We start from the raw sequence: 16,244 nt of genomic DNA, 5'->3' as shown, positions 1-16,244 counted from the left end.
CGGGCGGCTCCTCCCGCCACAATTTGAGGACCCTTTTTCCGATGACGCTGTAAAAAGGGGCCTCAAATTCTGGCTCGCGTCGCCGCACGTGCTGTACCGTCCTCCGGCGCCGTCCGAAGCGGACACCAGCGGTTTCTGTTGAGCGAGGGATGATAAGATGAACGATAAAAAATTGAGGATCGCGGGGAGGGAGTTCGGATCTCGGCTGCTCATCGGCACGGGGAAGTTCCCCTCGCACGAGCTCATGCGCCGGGCGCTGGAGGCCTCCGGGAGCGAGGTGGTCACGGTCGCCCTGCGAAGGGTCGATCTCTCCTCGCCCGAGCGCGACATCCTGGGCTTCATCGACAGAAAAAAATACCTGCTGCTGCCGAACACCTCCGGCGCGAGGACCGCCGACGAGGCGGTGACCCTCGCCCGGCTCGCGAGGGAGGCGGGGCTGGGCGACTGGATAAAGCTCGAGGTCGTGCCCGAGCCGCGCCACCTTATGCCCGACCCGGTCGAGACCCTGCGCGCCGCCGAACTCCTCGCGCGAGAGGGGTTCACGGTGCTGCCCTACATGAACGCGGACCCGGTGCTGGCAAAGAGGATCGAGGAGGCGGGCGCGGCCGCGGTGATGCCGCTCGGCAGCCCGATCGGCTCGAACCGTGGGCTTACGACCCGCGACTCGATCCGGATCATCATAGAGCAGGCGCGGGTGCCGGTGGTGGTCGACGCCGGCCTGGGAGCGCCGTCGCACGCCGCAGAGGCAATGGAGATCGGAGCGGACGCGGTGCTCATCAACACCGCCATCGCCGTGGCCCGCGACCCGGTCGGGATGGCGCGCGCCTTCCGCATCGGGGTCGAGGCGGGAAGGGGCGCCTTCGAGGCCGGCTGCGCACCGGCCCGCGAGACAGCGGAGGCCTCGAGCCCCCTGACCGGGTTTCTAGCTGATCAACATTGTAGTACAGTTACGTAACTCGTTACTCGTTACTCGTTACTCGTGATTGGCTTAAATAACAGGTTTCCCTACTTATCCCGCTAGTCACCAGTCACGAGTCACGAGTTACGAGTCACGAGTCACGAACGTATGAACTTTCTTGACGACATCGGGTCGCTTAAGCCCCTCCCCTGGGATCGCGTGGCCGTGCGCATCGGGGCTGTGGATCTCTCGCTCAGCGAGGCCGCTTCCCTGCTGACCGGGGAGGCGGGGTCGCACCTCGAGGAGATGGCCTGCGCGGCGAGCTCCCTCACCATCCGGCGATTCGGCCGGACCATGAAGCTCTACGCGCCGATCTACCTCTCCAACGAGTGCGTGAACGGCTGCCTCTACTGCGGGTTCCGCGGCGAGGGGGCCATCGCCAGGCGCACCCTCTCCGCAGAGGAGGCCATGTCCGAGGCGGAGCGAATCGTCTCCGACGGGCATCGCCACATCCTGCTCGTCTCCGGGGAGAGCCCCGCCGCCATGCCCCTAGAGAAGATCTGCGGGATCGCACGGGTGATAAGGCCTCTCGCCGCATCGCTGGCGGTAGAGGTCCAGCCTTTCGACGAGGAGGGCTACAGGCGGCTCGCCGAGGCGGGGGTGGACGGGGTGACACTCTACCAGGAGACCTACGACCAGGACGCGTACAGGGCCATGCACCCGTTCGGCCCCAAGGGCGAATATTGCTCCCGAAGCAGGGCGATCGACGCCGCGGGCGGTTCCGGGATGCGGTTCCTCAACATCGGTGCGCTGCTCGGCCTCTCCGACTGGCGCATGGAGGCGCTGGCTCTCATCGCGCACGCCCGCTGGCTTATGAGGAGGCACTGGCGTTCGCACCTGTCCGTCAGCGTGCCGAGGATTCGCGACTGCGCCTCCCGCTTTTCGCCGCCGTCGCCGGTCTCCGACAGGGATCTCGCGCAGATGATCTGCGCGCTGAGGCTTTCCCTCCCCGACTGCGGGATCGTGCTCTCCACGCGGGAGCCGGCGAGGCTGCGCGACGGGCTCGCGAGGCTCGGGGTCACTCAGATGAGCGCGGGATCGAACACCGAGCCCGGGGGATACACGGCAGAGAGGCTCTCGGACCCGCCCGCCACGCGGGCCGGAGATCGCGTGGCGATGCGGGCGGGCGAGCAGTTCCGCAGGGAGGACGCCCGCAGCGCGGCCGAGGTGGCAAAGATGCTGGCCGCCGAGGGCTACGACCCCGTGTGGAAGGACTGGGATAGGAATCTCACCGATCACAGATCACGGAGCGAACGATGAAGACACAGCTTGAGGCGGCGAGGGATGGCGAGATCACCTCACAGATGCGGGCGGTGGCCGAGGCGGAGGGCATAGCGGCGGAGCGCGTGCGCGACGAGATCGCCCGCGGCAGGCTCATCATCCCCGCCAACGTCAACCACCGCAACCTCGGGCCTATCGGAATAGGCTCTGCGCTCTCGTGCAAGATAAACGCAAACATCGGCAACTCACAGGTCTCCTCCGACCTGGGATCGGAGATCGAGAAGCTCGATATAGCGATCAGCTGCGGCGCGGACGCGGTCATGGACCTCTCCACAGGCCCGCGCATAGACGAGATCCGCCGCGAGATCGTCCGGCGCTCGACCGCGCCGGTGGGGACAGTGCCCATCTACGAGGCGGCGGAGGGGGTGGACGAGATAGAGGATCTCACCGCCGATGCGCTGCTGGCCGTCATAGAGCGCCACGCGGAGCAGGGTGTCGACTTCGTCACAGTGCACTGCGGCCTCCTCGCCCGTCACCTGCCGCTCGCCCTCTCGCGCACCACCGGCATCGTGAGCCGCGGAGGGGCCTTGACCGCGCGGTGGATGCGGCGAAACGGAAAAGAGAACCCCCTGTACACGGAGTTCGACCGGCTGCTCGAGATCTGCCGTCGCCACGACATGGCCCTCTCGCTGGGCGACGGGCTGAGGCCCGGCTGCATCGCCGACGCGTCGGACGAGGCGCAGTTCGCTGAGCTCGCGGTGCTGGGCGAGCTTATCGGGCGCTCGCGCGATGCGGGCGTGCAGGCCATGGTCGAGGGGCCGGGCCACATCCCGCTGAACGAGATCGAGATGAACGTGAGAAGGCAGATCGAGATCTGCGACGGGGCCCCCTTCTACGTCCTGGGTCCGATCGTGACCGACATAGCGGCGGGCCACGACCACATAGCCTCAGCCATAGGGGGGGCGATCGCTGCAGCGGCGGGCGCAGCGATGCTCTGCTACGTGACCCCTGCCGAGCATTTGGGGCTGCCCGCTGCCGAGGACGTGCGGCAGGGGGTCATCGCGCACAGGATCGCTGCCCACGCGGCCGACGTGGCGCGCGGAAGGCCGGGGGCAAGGCAGCGCGACCTGGCCCTCTCCAGGGCGCGCTTCGCCATGGACTGGGAGGGACAGTTTGGGCTCCTCATCGACCCTGCCGGCGCGCGAAAGAGATGGGACGAGGCGCGCGGCTTAGGCTGCGAGCCCTCCAGCGAGGCCTGCTCAATGTGCGGCCCTAAGTTCTGCGCCATGCGCCTGTCGAAGGAACTTGTCGAAAAGTAGGTTGAGGTTGAGGTTGAGGTTGAGGTCAAGGTTGAGCCCCTAACAACCTAAACCTCAATCTTATCATTAACCTTATATAATTCAAATATTTAGACTAATTTATTAATGCTGAACTTTATTCCCTGATTATCTTATTGCAACTTCATCCCCATTGATTAAGCAACTTGTTTCAATCGGTTGCCGAGAATACATGTGAAAGGATGTCATGGTTTGTCGTGCAACCTGCCGGAGATCAACATGTCAACAGACGCAAGGATCCTGAAGATGAGAGCCGATGCGGCGGAGGCGTTCATCCGCAACGGCGTGGACGAACCGCAGGACGCCTGCCGGCAGGAGGCATGCCAATGCGCCCCGCTCGCCCGCTGCCAGGTCGTCGCAGTCGCCAGCGGCAAGGGGGGGACCGGCAAGACCTTCGTGGCCGCGAACCTGGCCATTGAGCTCGCCCGGGCGGGCCTCCGCGTGGCGCTCATCGACGCCGACTTCGGCATGGCCAACGCCCACCTCATCATGGGAATGGAGCCCAGGCTAGACATATCGCACCTCATCTCAGGCGAGAATCCGATCGAACAGGTCATCGAGCACGGCCCCATGGGCGTGAAGCTCCTCGCCGGAGGGTCGTGCCAGACCCGCCTCGCGATGGCGGCCGATTCGGAGATCGAGCAGATCGTGCAGGCGCTCGCCCCGGTCGACGGCATGGCCGACATGGCCATTGTGGACCTCGGGGCCGGCATCTCGCAACGCACGGCGCGATTCCTCACCTGCGCCCACGACATCGTGCTCGTGGCCAACCACGAGCTGACCTCCCGCGCGGACGTCATATCCACCCTGGGGATGCTCGCGGACACGGTAGGCGCAGCCACCGTGCACCTGGTCATCAACAGCGCGCGCGACCGCGAGCACGCCACAGTCACGTTCCAGCAGATATGGACCCGCGCCTCCCGCATGTGGCGTGGCCGGATAAAGCTCTTCTTCTCCGGCTGGATACCGCAGAGCCGCTTCGTGCAGAGCTCGATAATGCGCGGAAAGCCGCTCGTGCTCGCCCATCCGCAGTCCATGCCCTCATGCTGCATAAGGACCATGGCCGCGAGGATGGCGAAGCACCACTCGTCGTGGAGGAGCCGCCAGGTCGGGCGCTGGGGCGTGCCCTCGGCCTTCGCGCCGATCGCAGGCGTGGCCAGGCACCCTGTCGACGCCGTTTGACTAGGGCACCCTTTTCTGCCAAACAGTTCCCCATGAGATACGCGGGCTTCACAAGGCAGGAGCGCAACTTCATCACGCTGATGCGCCTGCTGATCGTGGTGTTCCTCGGAGCAGCGGCGCTCTTCGCCGCGATCCCGGACATACTCCTCAACTACATAAACGACATCGGCAAGGTGTTCCTTGGCTGGCAGTCCCCCCCGATCGCGGCCGGCGGCGACCTCTGGCGGGTCATGGCGGTGGCGCACAACATCTGCCTGGCCTACGCCTGTGCGGTTGCCCAGGGCAGCGCGCTCCGCAACGCGAACTACGCAAGGATCGTCCTGATCGCGCTGGCGGCGCAGGCGGCAGGCTTCGCCGCCATGATCTTCCTCGACGGACCGCAGTTCTACTACCTCGCGGCGGCCGCGGCGGACCTGGCCGCATTCCTTCTCACCCTCCGCATATACACGAGCTCCGCCAGGAGCAGAAGCTGAGCGATGGCCCACAGGCATGAAAACTCCCCGTACTGCCAGGACCTGATCCGCGCGATCTCATCGGGCGCCCAGCGTCTCATGCGCTCGCCGTTCGTCTCATGGGCAGCCGCAGTGGCGAAGGACGTGCTCGACGGCAAGGGGGCGGACGAGTTCGGCATGGACGCCGCGTTCGCCGATCTCGTGAGGCCGATCTTCGACTTCCTCTACCTGCATTATTTCCGCGTCCGCTCCACGGGGATCGGCAACGTCCCGGCGCGGGGGCCGGCGATATTCGTGGCCAACCACGCCGGCGCCCTGCCCTACGACGGCGCCATGGTGCACATGGCCGTGCACGAGGCCACTCGCGGGGCCAGGGGCGTGCGCTTCCTGGTGGACGACTTCGCCTACGATCTGCCCTTCATAGGCACCATCATCCAGCGCCTCGGCGGCGTCCGGGCGAGCCAGGAGAACGCGGCCAGGCTCATCGGGGCCGGACACCTCATCGTGGCCTTCCCCGAGGGTGTGGCGGGCATCGGAAAGAGCTACGACGAGAGGTACAGGCTGCGCCGGTTCGGCCGCGGCGGCTTCGTTCGGCTCGCCATGCGCACGCGCGCGCCGATCATCCCGGTGTCGATCATAGGCTCCGAGGAGGTGCACCCGATAATATGGAAATCGAGGCGCTTCGCGGAGCCGCTGGGACTCCCCTTCGTCCCGTTCACCCCCACCTTCCCGTGGCTGGGGCCGCTGGGGCTCGTGCCGCTCCCGAGCAAATGGAAGATCGTCTTTGGAAAACCGGTGTCGTTCAAAAAATACTCCGCGCGCGACGCGGATAAAGAAAGGCTTGTGCAGGCCATGGCCGATCGGATAAAGGAGACCATCCAGCTGACGCTCGATCGTGAGCTCGCGAGGCGAAAGAGCGTGTGGATATGAGGGAGAGGGAGATGAAGATGAAGAGAGAGGATCTTATCGAAAGGCTCGATCGCATCGTGGGGCAGATCACCGCAAAGGGCCATCCCATGCAGGAGTTCTCCTCGCTCAAGATGGCCCTGCTCGACGTGATCGAGGTTATGAAGGATATCCTGAAGTCAAACCAGGGTTAGTCACCGGTCACTTGTTACGGGTCACGTGTCACGAGGGGGTATCATGCTCAAATTCGACTTTTCCAATCTAATGGCGGACTCGGTGGGCCAAAGCGACGGCCTGACCGCAAACGACATCTCCGCCCTGGCGGAGTCCGCAAAGGGGGCCCACCAGAAGTTCAACGGCTGGCGCGAGAGCAGGGAGGCCATATTCTTCGACGTGGTGAACGACCCTGACCTCACGCGGGGGATCGCGGACAAGGCCTCGGAGATCGCATCCCGCTTCGAGAACCTGGTCGTGCTCGGGATCGGCGGCTCGGCGCTGGGGCTGCGCTGCCTCGCCCAGGCGCTGCTGCCCGCGCAGTGGAACCTGCGCACGAGCGAGGCGCGCGGCAGAAAGCCCAGGATATTCGTCTGCGACAACATCGACCCCGACGCCTTCTCAGGGCTCCTCGACACCATAGGCGCGGAGCGCACCTGCTTCATGGTGATCAGCAAATCGGGCGGCACCACGGAGACCGCGGCGCAGTACCTCGTGGCAAGGGGGCGACTGAAGGCTGCGCTCGGCGACCGGTGGAAGAAAAACGTCATCGCCGTGACCGACCCGGCCAGGGGGGTGCTCCGCGAGATCGTGCAAAAGGAGGGGCTCGATTCGTTCCCCGTGCCCCCCATGCTCGGCGGCCGCTTCTCCGTGCTCTGCTCGGTGGGCCTGCTCCCCGCAGCGTGCCTCGGCATTGACATCGAGGCCATGCTCCAGGGCGCGCGCGACATGGCGAAGCGCTGCTCAGCGGCCACGCTCGACGAGAACCCGGCATACAGGATAGGCGGGTTCCAGCACTGGTTCGACGCGAAAAAGCGAAAGAACATAAGCGTCATGATCCCCTACTCCGACTCGCTCATGCTCGCCTCCGACTGGTACGCCCAGCTCTGGGCCGAGAGCCTGGGCAAGGAGGGAAAGGGCTCGACCCCTGTCAAGGCGCTCGGAGCGACCGACCAGCACTCGCAGGTCCAGCTCTACATGGAGGGGCCGCGGGACAAGGTCTTCACGTTCCTGGGGGTGGAGCGATTCCGCGCCGACGACTCGGCAACGCGCATCTCCGACGCGGAGGGGGCGTACGCCTACCTCAACGGCAAGGACATGGGCGAGATACTGAGGGCCGAGCAGCAGGCCACGACAAAGGCGCTCGCGTCGCAGGGGCGGCCCAGCATGACAGTGAGCTTCCCGGCGGTGGACGCCCGCCACATGGGGGAGTTCTTCATGGCCTACGAGACCGCGACCGCGTTCGCTGGAGCGCTCTACGGGGTGAACCCGTTTGATCAGCCCGGCGTGGAGCTCGGGAAGAAGCTCACCAGGGAGATGCTCGCCAAGGCCTGAGTGCCGATTTATCTGCGGAAAGGATTCAGGGGGACGACGTTGTCGTCGCCGGTCGAATTGGCAGCGAGGGTCAGGACCTTGTCCAGGTATTCCCTTATTTCGCCGCTTCTGGGCGAGATCGTCTCCGCCCTCTCCAGCTCCTCGACCGCCTCATCCATCCTCCCCATGGTGGCGTAGAGCGCGCCCAGCCTCGCGTGCAGCACGGGGATGTCCAGCTCGTTGGCGCGCTCCAGCTCCAGGGCCTTGCTCATGTAGCTGTCCGCGGTGTTCAGGAAATCCTGCGTCTCGCTCACTCGGCCGATGCCCATGAAATAGTCGGCCAGCAGGTGATACACGTGGCCCATCTCGCAGAGGAGCCAGGGGCTGCCCCCGTGCGACATCTCTATCCACTTGAGGTCGGCCAGCGCCCCCTTGAAATCGCCGTACTTGGCCCTGGCAATGGCGCGCCTCCACCTCACGACCTCGTCGTTCGGGTCGGATTCCACCCCCCTCTCGAGAGGCCCCATCTCTTCGCTCACGTGCGACGCTATGCCGCGGGACATGTCTTGAAGGCTTTCGAGCGGGGCCACGATCCCTGCGGGATCACCGGCCCTCTCGTAGGCGGCCCTCGCCATCTCCAGCAGATCGGCCACACTCTCCCACGCATGCACGCTCCAGCCGGAGGCGGTCACCCTGTCCAGGAGCAACCTCAGATAGTCCTTGGCAGCGTCATCGTGCCGCCCGTTCGCGCCGTGAATGCCCGCCGAGAACATGAGGAGCCTGCGCCTCAGCTCCGCGGCGTCGTCGCCGGCCGTGAAGGCGGTGAGGAGCCCACGATGCACAGCGACCAGGCGCGCAGCCGGATCGCTGTCGCCGACCTTCACCGCTGCCTTGAGCCAGCGCTGCGCGGCCCTGAAGACCGACGAGCCCGAACCCTTTGCATCCTTTGAATATCTTATCTCTATGCTCGCGGCCACCTCCGAACTCAGCCCGGCCGCGAAGTGCATGCCCGCCTCTGAAAAAAGGGATGCGGAGGCGAGAAAAGCACCTATGACCTCCGAGGGCTCCTCCGTGTCTCCGATCATGAAAAGGATCCCGGACATCATGGAAAACAGCGCCGACTCGCAGCATCTTTCCGCTTCCCCGGGGCGCCAGACCAGCGCCGAGACATAGGCCGCGTCCCGGGCCGCCTTGTTGATGAGGCCGTTATCGAGGAACAATACATTGCTCTGATTCTCCGCCCGCGCCGCCTCCATAAGCTCCCTCAGGGTGCTGGCCTTGAGAAGTTCGGCGCGCCACAGGATCTTTTGAATCTCCGACTCGTTTTTCGCCATGGCCGAGCTCCCTTTTGCGGCGCGAGCGATGTCGGCGGTGCTCATCGAAAACACAGACTCCACGGCGTGCGCCTCGCGCACGAAGCGGGTGTCCCCAAGGGGGTTCCCGCCCGCACGGGCGTAGGAATCCAGGGCCTCGCACTCGTTAAGCTGGACCCTGAGCAAAGAGAGGTACTCGGTCTCTTTCTTTTTGAACGATATTCTCCCGTCGGTGCCCAGCTTCGGGGCGGGCATTATTATAGCGCCTCCCTCAAGCACCCCCGCCCTGTTGAACAGGACGTCCAGACGGCCGACCAGCGATGCCATCGGCGGCCTGAGCGTAAGCGGTCCTATGTGCATGTAATCCCTCCTGCGCGTTCCTCGCCTGTGAACCTTTTATCGCGCGATTGATGATTATGTTGCTAAAAAAAGCAAGGAGCGACTCAGGTGTCAAATCTATCAAGGAATCTGCGGGGACAAATCCCTTTCAGGGGAAGATGCGATATAATTCAGCAACCTTTTTAGCAAACGCGCGATAACAACATCTGAAAGAGAGCGGACGTCGTCTGCAGCGCGCGGATGACGGCGTTCTCAACCTGGCCTGTGCCTGTGCTGGAATTGTAGCGCTCGCAGGGTCAGCGCCCCTTCATGATGTCCAGCAGCGCACTCGCCGCTTCCTCCGGCCCCGTGGTCTCACAGCCCGGAATCCCCAGCCTCGTCCTCAGCTGTCCTACCCGGACGCCCGATTTGAAGGCCGCATCGAAGGTCCTCTGCGCGATCGGCTCGTGCATCGCCCCCTTGAACTCCGGGCCGGCACGATTCGTCCCGGACCGCTCGCTGCCGACGAGCTCCTCACCGGTGGCGCACAGCACACGGTCGGTGTGGATTATGAACTGCCTTCCCTCGTGCGAGAATCTCTTGACGACATGTATGCCCTCTCCCCCTAGAATCTGCACAGCACGGCCCCCGAAATCGGGGGCCGTTTTGGCTTCGCGAGGGCTACAATACCTTTGTGCCGGCGACCTGCGTTTTGCCGGAACAGGAGTCATCGCCGTCGGTCCATTCCCAGTCGGAGGTGCCCTCAAAAGTCGTGTCGGTAGCAGTTATATCGGTGCCGGTGACGGTTACCGTGCCGCCGTCGCTCGCATACTCCCCCTGCCAGTCGATCTCGTTGCCCGAGACAGTGCCTGAAAACACCGATCCCACATTGTCGCCGGCGGTCACTGTGACGTCGACGTCGTTGCCGGTCTGGACCGCATCGCAGCTCCAGTTCGACACCCTGCCAATGTTGCCGGCGCAGACGCCCGTGGCCTGAATGATTGTCTCCACTATATTCCACGACCCGGTGAGGTCGACGGTCGCGGGCTGCGTGCCGCCTCCCCCGTACCCAGAAACGAAAACGAACACCATCGGTATCAGAGCCCCCAACGCACGCAGCACCCGACCTTTGACTCTCATCTCCTTCATCTGACCCCCCTTTCGTTTGCGCCTTCGCCCCATCGGGCGCCTGTCTGCCTCATGATCCTGCCAGGATATCGTCTTGAACTCATTCGGCCTTCTCCAACGGAGGCGGCTGCATCCGCGGCATCATCGGCATCATCGGCATCATGCCGGGGCGCATCCCCTCCATCATCATGTCACCCCTGTGACTCATCCCCAGGCAGTGGCCCCAGCCATGGCGCACGCACATGGTGAGCCTCGCGAAGCCGCCGCATACGATGAGGATCATGGAGATGACTATGACCGCGTAGGCCACCACCTTGTGGAAAGATCTGCAGCAGACCTCTTCCCCGCACGCCTTCATGAGCAGAAACATCCCTGCCACCAGCGACAGCATCGACAGCGCTATCGTGCCTCCCCCGTATGCGTATGCCATGAGACCCTCCTCTGTTGTTTAAAGATTGTCCATATTGCACCCGACGCGCCGGGCGGTCAACACACAAAGCGTGGGCAGCGCAGTGGCCGTCAAGACCAGCTCAGCTCGGCGATCGGCCCCCCCCGCGCCGCGGAGCATGAAGTAGGAGTCGGCGATAAGGAGCCAGGAGTGTCGGCTCCTCAAGAATCGGCTCGGAATGCCTGAGATTCCACGCAACTTTCCGGCAGCCCGGCCGAAACAATCCTCGATGCCGGCGATAAACAGCCATCTCGTGCCGTACTGCCCCGCCCTGCCCTTCCTGGGCGGCAGGGCGCACCCGGTCTCGCAGCGTGAGCTCGCGCCCCAGGCTGTAGAACTCCTCAGGGAGAACCAGGCGCTCGTCGTTTCCGGCAGCTCCCGGATGTGCTGGGAGGCCAACAGGCGGATCGGGAAGACCACGGCCGTGAAGGGCCGCCTCATCCCGAGGCTCCGAAGGCAGGGCCAGGCCGTCTCCTACTCAAACCTGCAGAAGGCCGTGGAGTACCGCGATATGACGGGCTTCCGCCAGTACGACTTCGCGCCGCTGGAGCGCAGGGCCAAAACACTGCCCGAGGCGGATGTCTACATCATCGACGAGGTCCAGCACGCGATCCCGTTCAAGGATAAAATCAGGCTCTATGAGTTGCGCAGGCTGCCCTACGAGGATGCAATGACGGCGCTGTGGGAGAGGCTGACGACGGAGCTCGAGCGCGGCGCGCAGATGGTGCTCATCACCTGCTGCCATCCCCGCGACCCGATATTCGAGGGGAGCATGCTGAGCAGCGCGATGGCGCTGTTCTTCACCTCCCCGGTGCTGGAGCTGTGGGCGTTTTGAAACTCAATTTTCGGGGCCGGGGGGACACTTCTGACGTTGCTGAATACATCGCCTACCCGAGCAGCTGCCTCAACTCATCGGCAAAGGGGCCTGAAGATATCTTCCTGACTGCGGATCTTATGAGCTCCCTGACCTTGGCACCGGTGAAACCTAGCATGCCGCCCATATGCTTGACCGAATGACCATCAAGATAGCAACCTCTGAGCACCGCGATCTCATCGCCGCTGAGGCCGGAGTTCTCTATTGCCCGGTCGAGCTTGCCTCTGAGATCAATGTCCAGAAAGGCGTTATCCGGTCTCTGTGAATCGCAGCCGGAAACAGTGCCCTCAAAAACCGTCTCCCCGCCCGGTGTCGTAGATGACGAAAGTGAAACGATGGCTGACCTTTCGATCTGCTCCTCCCTGAGCTGCGCCACCCCTATGCCCACCCTCTCAGCCAACTCTTCGTCGTGCGGATTGCGGCCGAGTTCGCCTCTGAGCCTCCATCGCGCGTTATCCATCCTGATCGAATCGAGACGTCGACCAGCAGGCCTGTATATCGGATTAGATTCATCTGCGGCTGCCTTGAGGAGATGGAGCAGGATGAAACGCCTTGTGTACGTCTCGAAGCCGGCGCCTTTGTCCGGGTCATAGCTCTTCACCAGGCCCATGAAGTGCATACGGGCTATCTGAAGAAGATCGTCGGCATCGGCATCAGAGAGTCGAAGCCTCCTCTTCACAATACCAACGATCCCGCCTATGAGCGGCTGATAGAAAAACAGCAGCCTGCCCGTGGCACGAACGTTCCCCCCCTTTGCCGCCTTGATCAGGTGCATCTTCTCGTCGTGGTCGAGCAGAGATATTTTGGGTTTGCGCCCGGCATCCGGGCTTGCGCTCGCGCCAGAGCTCCGCCTGGACGATAGCAGCAGTGTGAGCGCTGAAGCTATCAGCGTCTCCGACGAGTCGCGCGAGACGACCTCGAGGTCTCGGGCCCGGTCGACAAGAACGATCGCTCCCTCGGAGCTGTCGAAGCCCTCCTTCCTGAGGGCGGTCCGGGTGAACGGCCTGTTCTCATCAAGAAAGAGACTGATCCTTCCGTCCAAAACGGGACGCGCCTCATCCAAGATCATCCGCCTGTATCTTTTTATTTCATCGACGCCGATATCCTGTTGAAGTCGCGCGGATGCGGTCGCAGAGAAGTCGGCCGGCAGAAATCTCCGGATGCTCACGGCAGACCATGCCCTACTCAGGGCAGCAAAATCCTGCGCAGCCGCAAGATCAACCATGGAGAGCATCTGGCCCGCAAGACCGACTGTGGGGCGGATAGTCATGTCGGAACGATACTTATACGACGATGGCGATTTTGTCACGAAAATCGCCGTCAACGCTAATATATTGAATTATATAATTAAATACTCTGTGTAGACACAGAATAAGAAACATTTAAAGGACCAATGGGCTTGCACAGATCATGGGCCGTATACCAGATCAACGTAATCCGGCAGACCATATCCGGAACAATCGTAGGGTTTAGTCCTCTTCGGTTTGGGCTTGATGAACATGGGGTTGATGATCCAGACGCCGTCGGCAGGATTTACGCTCCTGGCGCCTGCATAGGCATTGCACATCAGCTCCGCCTTGTTGCGGTTGAGGACCAGCCGGTATTCCGCGTCCTTCAAGAAATATAGGTCACCGTCCGAATCGCCTGCTGCAAAGACGAGCGGGCTTTTGTCGTTCATCTGAGAAACCGGTGCAGTCCTCCCGAAGGCAACCTTGTTGAGCCAGCAGCGCTTGCCCTGCCCGTAGGAAATAATGCCGTAATTTTTTTCCGGATACTGGCTGCATCCCTGAAATCGAGCAGTCGCCTTCCCTTTCTTATCGAGGGCCGCCCTGATGCCGATGACACAATCGCTCGCAATTCCCACGCGCGCAGCAAAGGCCTCAACAAGGGGCTGGGAAGAGGCAGAGATCACCCAGACATCGAAGCCGGCCGACTCAAGGGCCGAGATTAAATCCTTCATCTGATCGTAGATGCGGATATACGAGGTGATGTCCTTCTTCGACCCGATCGTCTGCATTGCACCGACCTCGTTCCCCAGACTGAAAGCGATCGCCTGTTCAGCGAAACTCTTGATCTCCGCTGGCGTGTAGCCGGCCTGCAGAGAGACGGCCCAGGCGTATGCCGGCTCCATGGTTTCGGTCTGCGCACCATCTTTCCATGCGCCGGCCCCTGATGTCGTCTTCCCGCTGTCGTAGATCGCGAAGATCTCGTCAGCGCATGCAATGCTCTTTGCGTCCGTCTGGTTCGTGATAAGCGGTTTTCCGGGCTCAGCCTGCGATGTGCAGGCGTTTTTCAGGGCGGCTGCAGCATCAAACGTGAGCAGCGGGCTTAACTTTCGCCAGTCCTTCTTCGGTGGCTGAAGGACCTTGTTGTTGGCCAGCATCCAGAAGAGCACCGCATCGCCCACGTCGTTCTTGATGACCGTGTTGTCCCAGTCGAAAGCGGCGACAGGAGGGCTCTTCTCGTCATAGCCCGGGCTCCCCTTCCCGTGTTCGGCGATCATATTCGACAGGATTTCAATGTTGTTGCCGTACCATCCGTGATGCCGGACGGTCGCAGATTTTCCGCCTGCATAGGCGTTGTTGAGAAAAATGAAGGGCAGCAAAAAACAGAGGGCCAAAGTCATTTTCAAATGTTTTCTCATTTTTCCTTCCACCGGAGAGGCCATAATATGACGACTGTAATATTGTCCATTGAAAACACAGGCCCGCCAAAATCCCAGATATAAAGGCTTCTTGAGGCGATTGCAAAAAGGCGGCCCACTTAATTGAGTTCAGCAATCGGCATCGGGGCGCCCACACCGCGGAACATGAAGTAGGCCGCGCCCACAAGACACAGGCAGGCCCAGAGGTAGTCGAGCTTGAGCGGCTCCTTCATGTACACGATGCAGAAGAGCCCGAACACGCCCATCGTTATGATTTCCTGCATCACCTTGAGCTGGCCCAGCGAATAGAACTGATACCCGATCCGATTAGCCGGGACCTGAAGGCAGTACTCAAAGAACGCCACGCCCCAGCTGACCAGGATCGCCAGAAACGCATACACTCGTCATACACTCGTCAGACGGAGCAACACTCGTCAGACGGAGCAAAAACACTCGTCAGACGGAGCAAAATGTGCAGCGAAACTGTGCAGAGGTGCAGCGAAACGCAGCACCCCCTTGGGTGCCATTTTCTTATAATACCTATTTAATCCAGTGTATTCGATAGCTTTGCCTGGCATGCCGCTTGCTTATCCAAGAAGCATGGCCTATCTGCCCAGATACGAGATCATCTGTGATAATGCCCACTTCCACGTTACCTGGCAGTGCCACAATAAGGATTGGCTGATTCAATGGGAGTGGGCCAAAAACGCCTACTACAACCTGCTGCTTAAATATAAGGATAAGTATGATATCGAGGTTTACTCTTATAACTTTATGGACAACCACCCCCACCTGACCGGGCATCTAGGTAACAAAGAATTGTTTTCCGCCTTCTTCAGGGTCGTGAACAGCCAGTTCGCCAGGATCGTCAACAAGCAGCTCAAGAGACGGGGACAGGTGGTCATGGACCGCTTTAAATCACCCATGGTTGAGTCGGACGAACACATGCTAACTGTAATGGCCTATGTCGATCTCAATCAACACCGAGCCGGAAAGGTGATTCACCCTCGGAAGAACGACTGGTCCTCGTACCAATACTACGCTTACGGCAAGGCAGATCCACTCATCACGCCCTCTCCTTCGTATCTGGCATTGGGAAGGACTCCGCTTGAGCGACAGCGTGAATATCGGGCTATCGTCGAATCAATCATGGAACATCGGAGAGCAATCAACATCTCCCATACACATTTCATCGGAAATCCTGATTGGGTGCTAAGAAAATACAGGGAGCTGTGCGAAAGACTCGGCAGAAAAGTGACCGAGGCGAGATTCATTCGAATGACGAGCCCGCCGGGGTAGCCTGCTCCGCTGCCGCAAACAATTTCTTTATCGTCATCAACCTTTGCAAGAAGGTGGAGGCATATCTAAACGACCTCTGCAACGCGCTTTTTGCCTCTCTCCGATCTGTTGAAGACTATTCTGAACTGCAGAAGATCAAGCCAGGCCGCTGCGGACGACAAAATCATGACAATTCATTGCTGATCTTGAAACAATTTGACGCCTTGCCTCAAATCCGCTCCGTCTGATGTTTTTGTGATGTTTTTGTTGCGTCTGATGTTTTTGATGTTTTTGTGATGTTTTTGATGTTTTTTGAGCGAATGGCAGTTAATGCGTTATAAAGGTGATTTGGGGGAAAATAAGGCAGGGGTCCGCTTTGATACAGGTGAGGTGTTTATCCCGCAACAAGTCGTGATTCTTGCCGATAATACATATACAGGGGGTTGCATATATCTCTGCCATGACGAAGCCAATATCCATATCGGATGTGGAGTACAGTTGGGACCTTTATCCGCTCTATGCGGAGAGGGACCTGGACGGCGACGGAAAGCTCGGGCCTGGCGAGGTCTCTCTTGAGGAGATCCACGAAGGCGATGTGGCTTTGGGGGGCAACAGCAACGGCTACCTTTCGCCTTGGGAAGTCATGCTGATGCGGCGT

18 protein-coding genes are annotated in these 16,244 nt (G+C 61.3%); 11 read left to right on the top strand and 7 right to left on the bottom strand.

Features of this window, described 5'->3' with window-relative positions; all coding sequences use genetic code 11:
• The first annotated feature begins 157 nt into the window (after nt 1-157).
• The 8 genes from JXA24_00740 to JXA24_00705 all read left to right on the top strand — a co-directional run bounded on the left by JXA24_00740 (nt 158) and on the right by JXA24_00705 (nt 7,604).
• Nucleotides 158-955 (top strand): thiazole synthase, encoded by a 798-nt coding sequence (locus JXA24_00740; GenBank protein MBN1282283.1) that lies wholly within the window; start codon nt 158-160, stop codon nt 953-955.
• 111 nt (nt 956-1,066) lie between these two features.
• Entirely contained in the window at nt 1,067-2,218 is a 1,152-nt protein-coding gene (gene thiH / locus JXA24_00735; GenBank protein ID MBN1282282.1) for a 2-iminoacetate synthase ThiH, read from the top strand.
• Nucleotides 2,215-3,498 carry a phosphomethylpyrimidine synthase ThiC gene (thiC, locus tag JXA24_00730; GenBank protein ID MBN1282281.1) on the top strand — a complete coding sequence of 428 codons (1,284 nt, stop codon included), beginning with the start codon at nt 2,215-2,217 and terminating at the stop codon, nt 3,496-3,498. The genes thiH and thiC overlap by 4 nt, the downstream gene beginning before the upstream one ends.
• 237 nt (nt 3,499-3,735) lie before the next feature.
• Nucleotides 3,736-4,698, top strand: a complete 963-nt coding sequence (locus tag JXA24_00725; GenBank protein MBN1282280.1) for a P-loop NTPase — start codon at nt 3,736-3,738, stop codon at nt 4,696-4,698.
• A gap of 32 nt (nt 4,699-4,730) precedes the next feature.
• Nucleotides 4,731-5,171 (top strand): hypothetical protein, encoded by a 441-nt coding sequence (locus tag JXA24_00720; protein MBN1282279.1) that lies wholly within the window; start codon nt 4,731-4,733, stop codon nt 5,169-5,171.
• A 3-nt stretch (nt 5,172-5,174) separates the two neighbouring features.
• Complete coding sequence (locus JXA24_00715; GenBank protein ID MBN1282278.1) at nt 5,175-6,080, top strand: acyltransferase family protein; 906 nt, start codon at nt 5,175-5,177, stop codon at nt 6,078-6,080.
• An 11-nt stretch (nt 6,081-6,091) separates the two neighbouring features.
• Nucleotides 6,092-6,250, top strand: coding sequence for a hypothetical protein (locus JXA24_00710; protein ID MBN1282277.1), 159 nt, complete (start codon nt 6,092-6,094; stop codon nt 6,248-6,250).
• A 43-nt stretch (nt 6,251-6,293) separates the two neighbouring features.
• Entirely contained in the window at nt 6,294-7,604 is a 1,311-nt protein-coding gene (locus JXA24_00705; GenBank protein ID MBN1282276.1) for a glucose-6-phosphate isomerase, read from the top strand.
• Nucleotides 7,605-7,612: 8 nt separating this feature from the next.
• Here the strand turns inward: JXA24_00705 and JXA24_00700 are convergent, their stop codons facing one another.
• The 4 genes from JXA24_00700 to JXA24_00685 form a co-directional block, all read right to left on the bottom strand.
• The gene (locus JXA24_00700; protein MBN1282275.1) at nt 7,613-9,256 is read right to left on the bottom strand and encodes a hypothetical protein; all 1,644 of its coding nucleotides are present in this window, start codon (nt 9,254-9,256) and stop codon (nt 7,613-7,615) included.
• A 275-nt stretch (nt 9,257-9,531) separates the two neighbouring features.
• A complete protein-coding gene (locus JXA24_00695) occupies nt 9,532-9,852 on the bottom strand; it encodes a hypothetical protein (GenBank protein ID MBN1282274.1) in 321 nt (106 codons plus the stop codon).
• A gap of 43 nt (nt 9,853-9,895) precedes the next feature.
• Nucleotides 9,896-10,363: a hypothetical protein gene (locus JXA24_00690; GenBank protein MBN1282273.1), complete on the bottom strand. Its 468-nt coding sequence runs from the start codon at nt 10,361-10,363 to the stop codon at nt 9,896-9,898.
• A 79-nt stretch (nt 10,364-10,442) separates the two neighbouring features.
• On the bottom strand, nt 10,443-10,772 hold the full coding sequence (locus JXA24_00685) for a hypothetical protein (GenBank protein MBN1282272.1): 330 nt from the start codon (nt 10,770-10,772) through the stop codon (nt 10,443-10,445).
• A gap of 247 nt (nt 10,773-11,019) precedes the next feature.
• Between JXA24_00685 and JXA24_00680 the strand changes: the two genes are divergently transcribed.
• The gene (locus JXA24_00680; GenBank protein MBN1282271.1) at nt 11,020-11,625 is read left to right on the top strand and encodes a hypothetical protein; all 606 of its coding nucleotides are present in this window, start codon (nt 11,020-11,022) and stop codon (nt 11,623-11,625) included.
• A 52-nt stretch (nt 11,626-11,677) separates the two neighbouring features.
• Here the strand turns inward: JXA24_00680 and JXA24_00675 are convergent, their stop codons facing one another.
• From JXA24_00675 to JXA24_00665, 3 genes are all read right to left on the bottom strand, one after another.
• Nucleotides 11,678-12,898: a hypothetical protein gene (locus JXA24_00675; protein MBN1282270.1), complete on the bottom strand. Its 1,221-nt coding sequence runs from the start codon at nt 12,896-12,898 to the stop codon at nt 11,678-11,680.
• Between the two features lie 174 nt (nt 12,899-13,072).
• The gene (locus JXA24_00670) at nt 13,073-14,308 is read right to left on the bottom strand and encodes a haloacid dehalogenase-like hydrolase (GenBank protein MBN1282269.1); all 1,236 of its coding nucleotides are present in this window, start codon (nt 14,306-14,308) and stop codon (nt 13,073-13,075) included.
• Nucleotides 14,309-14,427: 119 nt separating this feature from the next.
• Nucleotides 14,428-14,709 carry a DMT family protein gene (locus tag JXA24_00665; protein ID MBN1282268.1) on the bottom strand — a complete coding sequence of 94 codons (282 nt, stop codon included), beginning with the start codon at nt 14,707-14,709 and terminating at the stop codon, nt 14,428-14,430.
• Nucleotides 14,710-14,908: 199 nt separating this feature from the next.
• On the opposite strand from JXA24_00665, the gene JXA24_00660 reads away from it, so the two are divergent.
• Nucleotides 14,909-15,607 (top strand): transposase, encoded by a 699-nt coding sequence (locus JXA24_00660; protein ID MBN1282267.1) that lies wholly within the window; start codon nt 14,909-14,911, stop codon nt 15,605-15,607.
• Between the two features lie 439 nt (nt 15,608-16,046).
• A partial coding sequence (locus JXA24_00655; protein MBN1282266.1) for a hypothetical protein occupies nt 16,047-16,244 on the top strand: 198 nt, incomplete at its 3' end.

This window comes from Pseudomonadota bacterium (assembly GCA_016927275.1).
In the GTDB taxonomy this organism is placed as follows: domain Bacteria; phylum UBA10199; class UBA10199; order 2-02-FULL-44-16; family JAAZCA01; genus JAFGMW01.
This window is presented reverse-complemented; position numbering and strand designations above follow the sequence as displayed.

Coding starts and splice junctions, on each gene's coding strand:
- JXA24_00740 (MBN1282283.1), top strand. CDS start 158: ATGAACGATAAAAAATTGAGGATCGCGGGGAGGGAGTTCGGATCTCGG.
- thiH (MBN1282282.1), top strand. CDS start 1,067: ATGAACTTTCTTGACGACATCGGGTCGCTTAAGCCCCTCCCCTGGGAT.
- thiC (MBN1282281.1), top strand. CDS start 2,215: ATGAAGACACAGCTTGAGGCGGCGAGGGATGGCGAGATCACCTCACAG.
- JXA24_00725 (MBN1282280.1), top strand. CDS start 3,736: ATGTCAACAGACGCAAGGATCCTGAAGATGAGAGCCGATGCGGCGGAG.
- JXA24_00720 (MBN1282279.1), top strand. CDS start 4,731: ATGAGATACGCGGGCTTCACAAGGCAGGAGCGCAACTTCATCACGCTG.
- JXA24_00715 (MBN1282278.1), top strand. CDS start 5,175: ATGGCCCACAGGCATGAAAACTCCCCGTACTGCCAGGACCTGATCCGC.
- JXA24_00710 (MBN1282277.1), top strand. CDS start 6,092: ATGAAGATGAAGAGAGAGGATCTTATCGAAAGGCTCGATCGCATCGTG.
- JXA24_00705 (MBN1282276.1), top strand. CDS start 6,294: ATGCTCAAATTCGACTTTTCCAATCTAATGGCGGACTCGGTGGGCCAA.
- JXA24_00700 (MBN1282275.1), bottom strand. CDS start 9,256: ATGCACATAGGACCGCTTACGCTCAGGCCGCCGATGGCATCGCTGGTC.
- JXA24_00690 (MBN1282273.1), bottom strand. CDS start 10,363: ATGAAGGAGATGAGAGTCAAAGGTCGGGTGCTGCGTGCGTTGGGGGCT.
- JXA24_00685 (MBN1282272.1), bottom strand. CDS start 10,772: ATGGCATACGCATACGGGGGAGGCACGATAGCGCTGTCGATGCTGTCG.
- JXA24_00680 (MBN1282271.1), top strand. CDS start 11,020: ATGCCGGCGATAAACAGCCATCTCGTGCCGTACTGCCCCGCCCTGCCC.
- JXA24_00675 (MBN1282270.1), bottom strand. CDS start 12,898: ATGCTCTCCATGGTTGATCTTGCGGCTGCGCAGGATTTTGCTGCCCTG.
- JXA24_00670 (MBN1282269.1), bottom strand. CDS start 14,308: ATGAGAAAACATTTGAAAATGACTTTGGCCCTCTGTTTTTTGCTGCCC.
- JXA24_00660 (MBN1282267.1), top strand. CDS start 14,909: ATGGCCTATCTGCCCAGATACGAGATCATCTGTGATAATGCCCACTTC.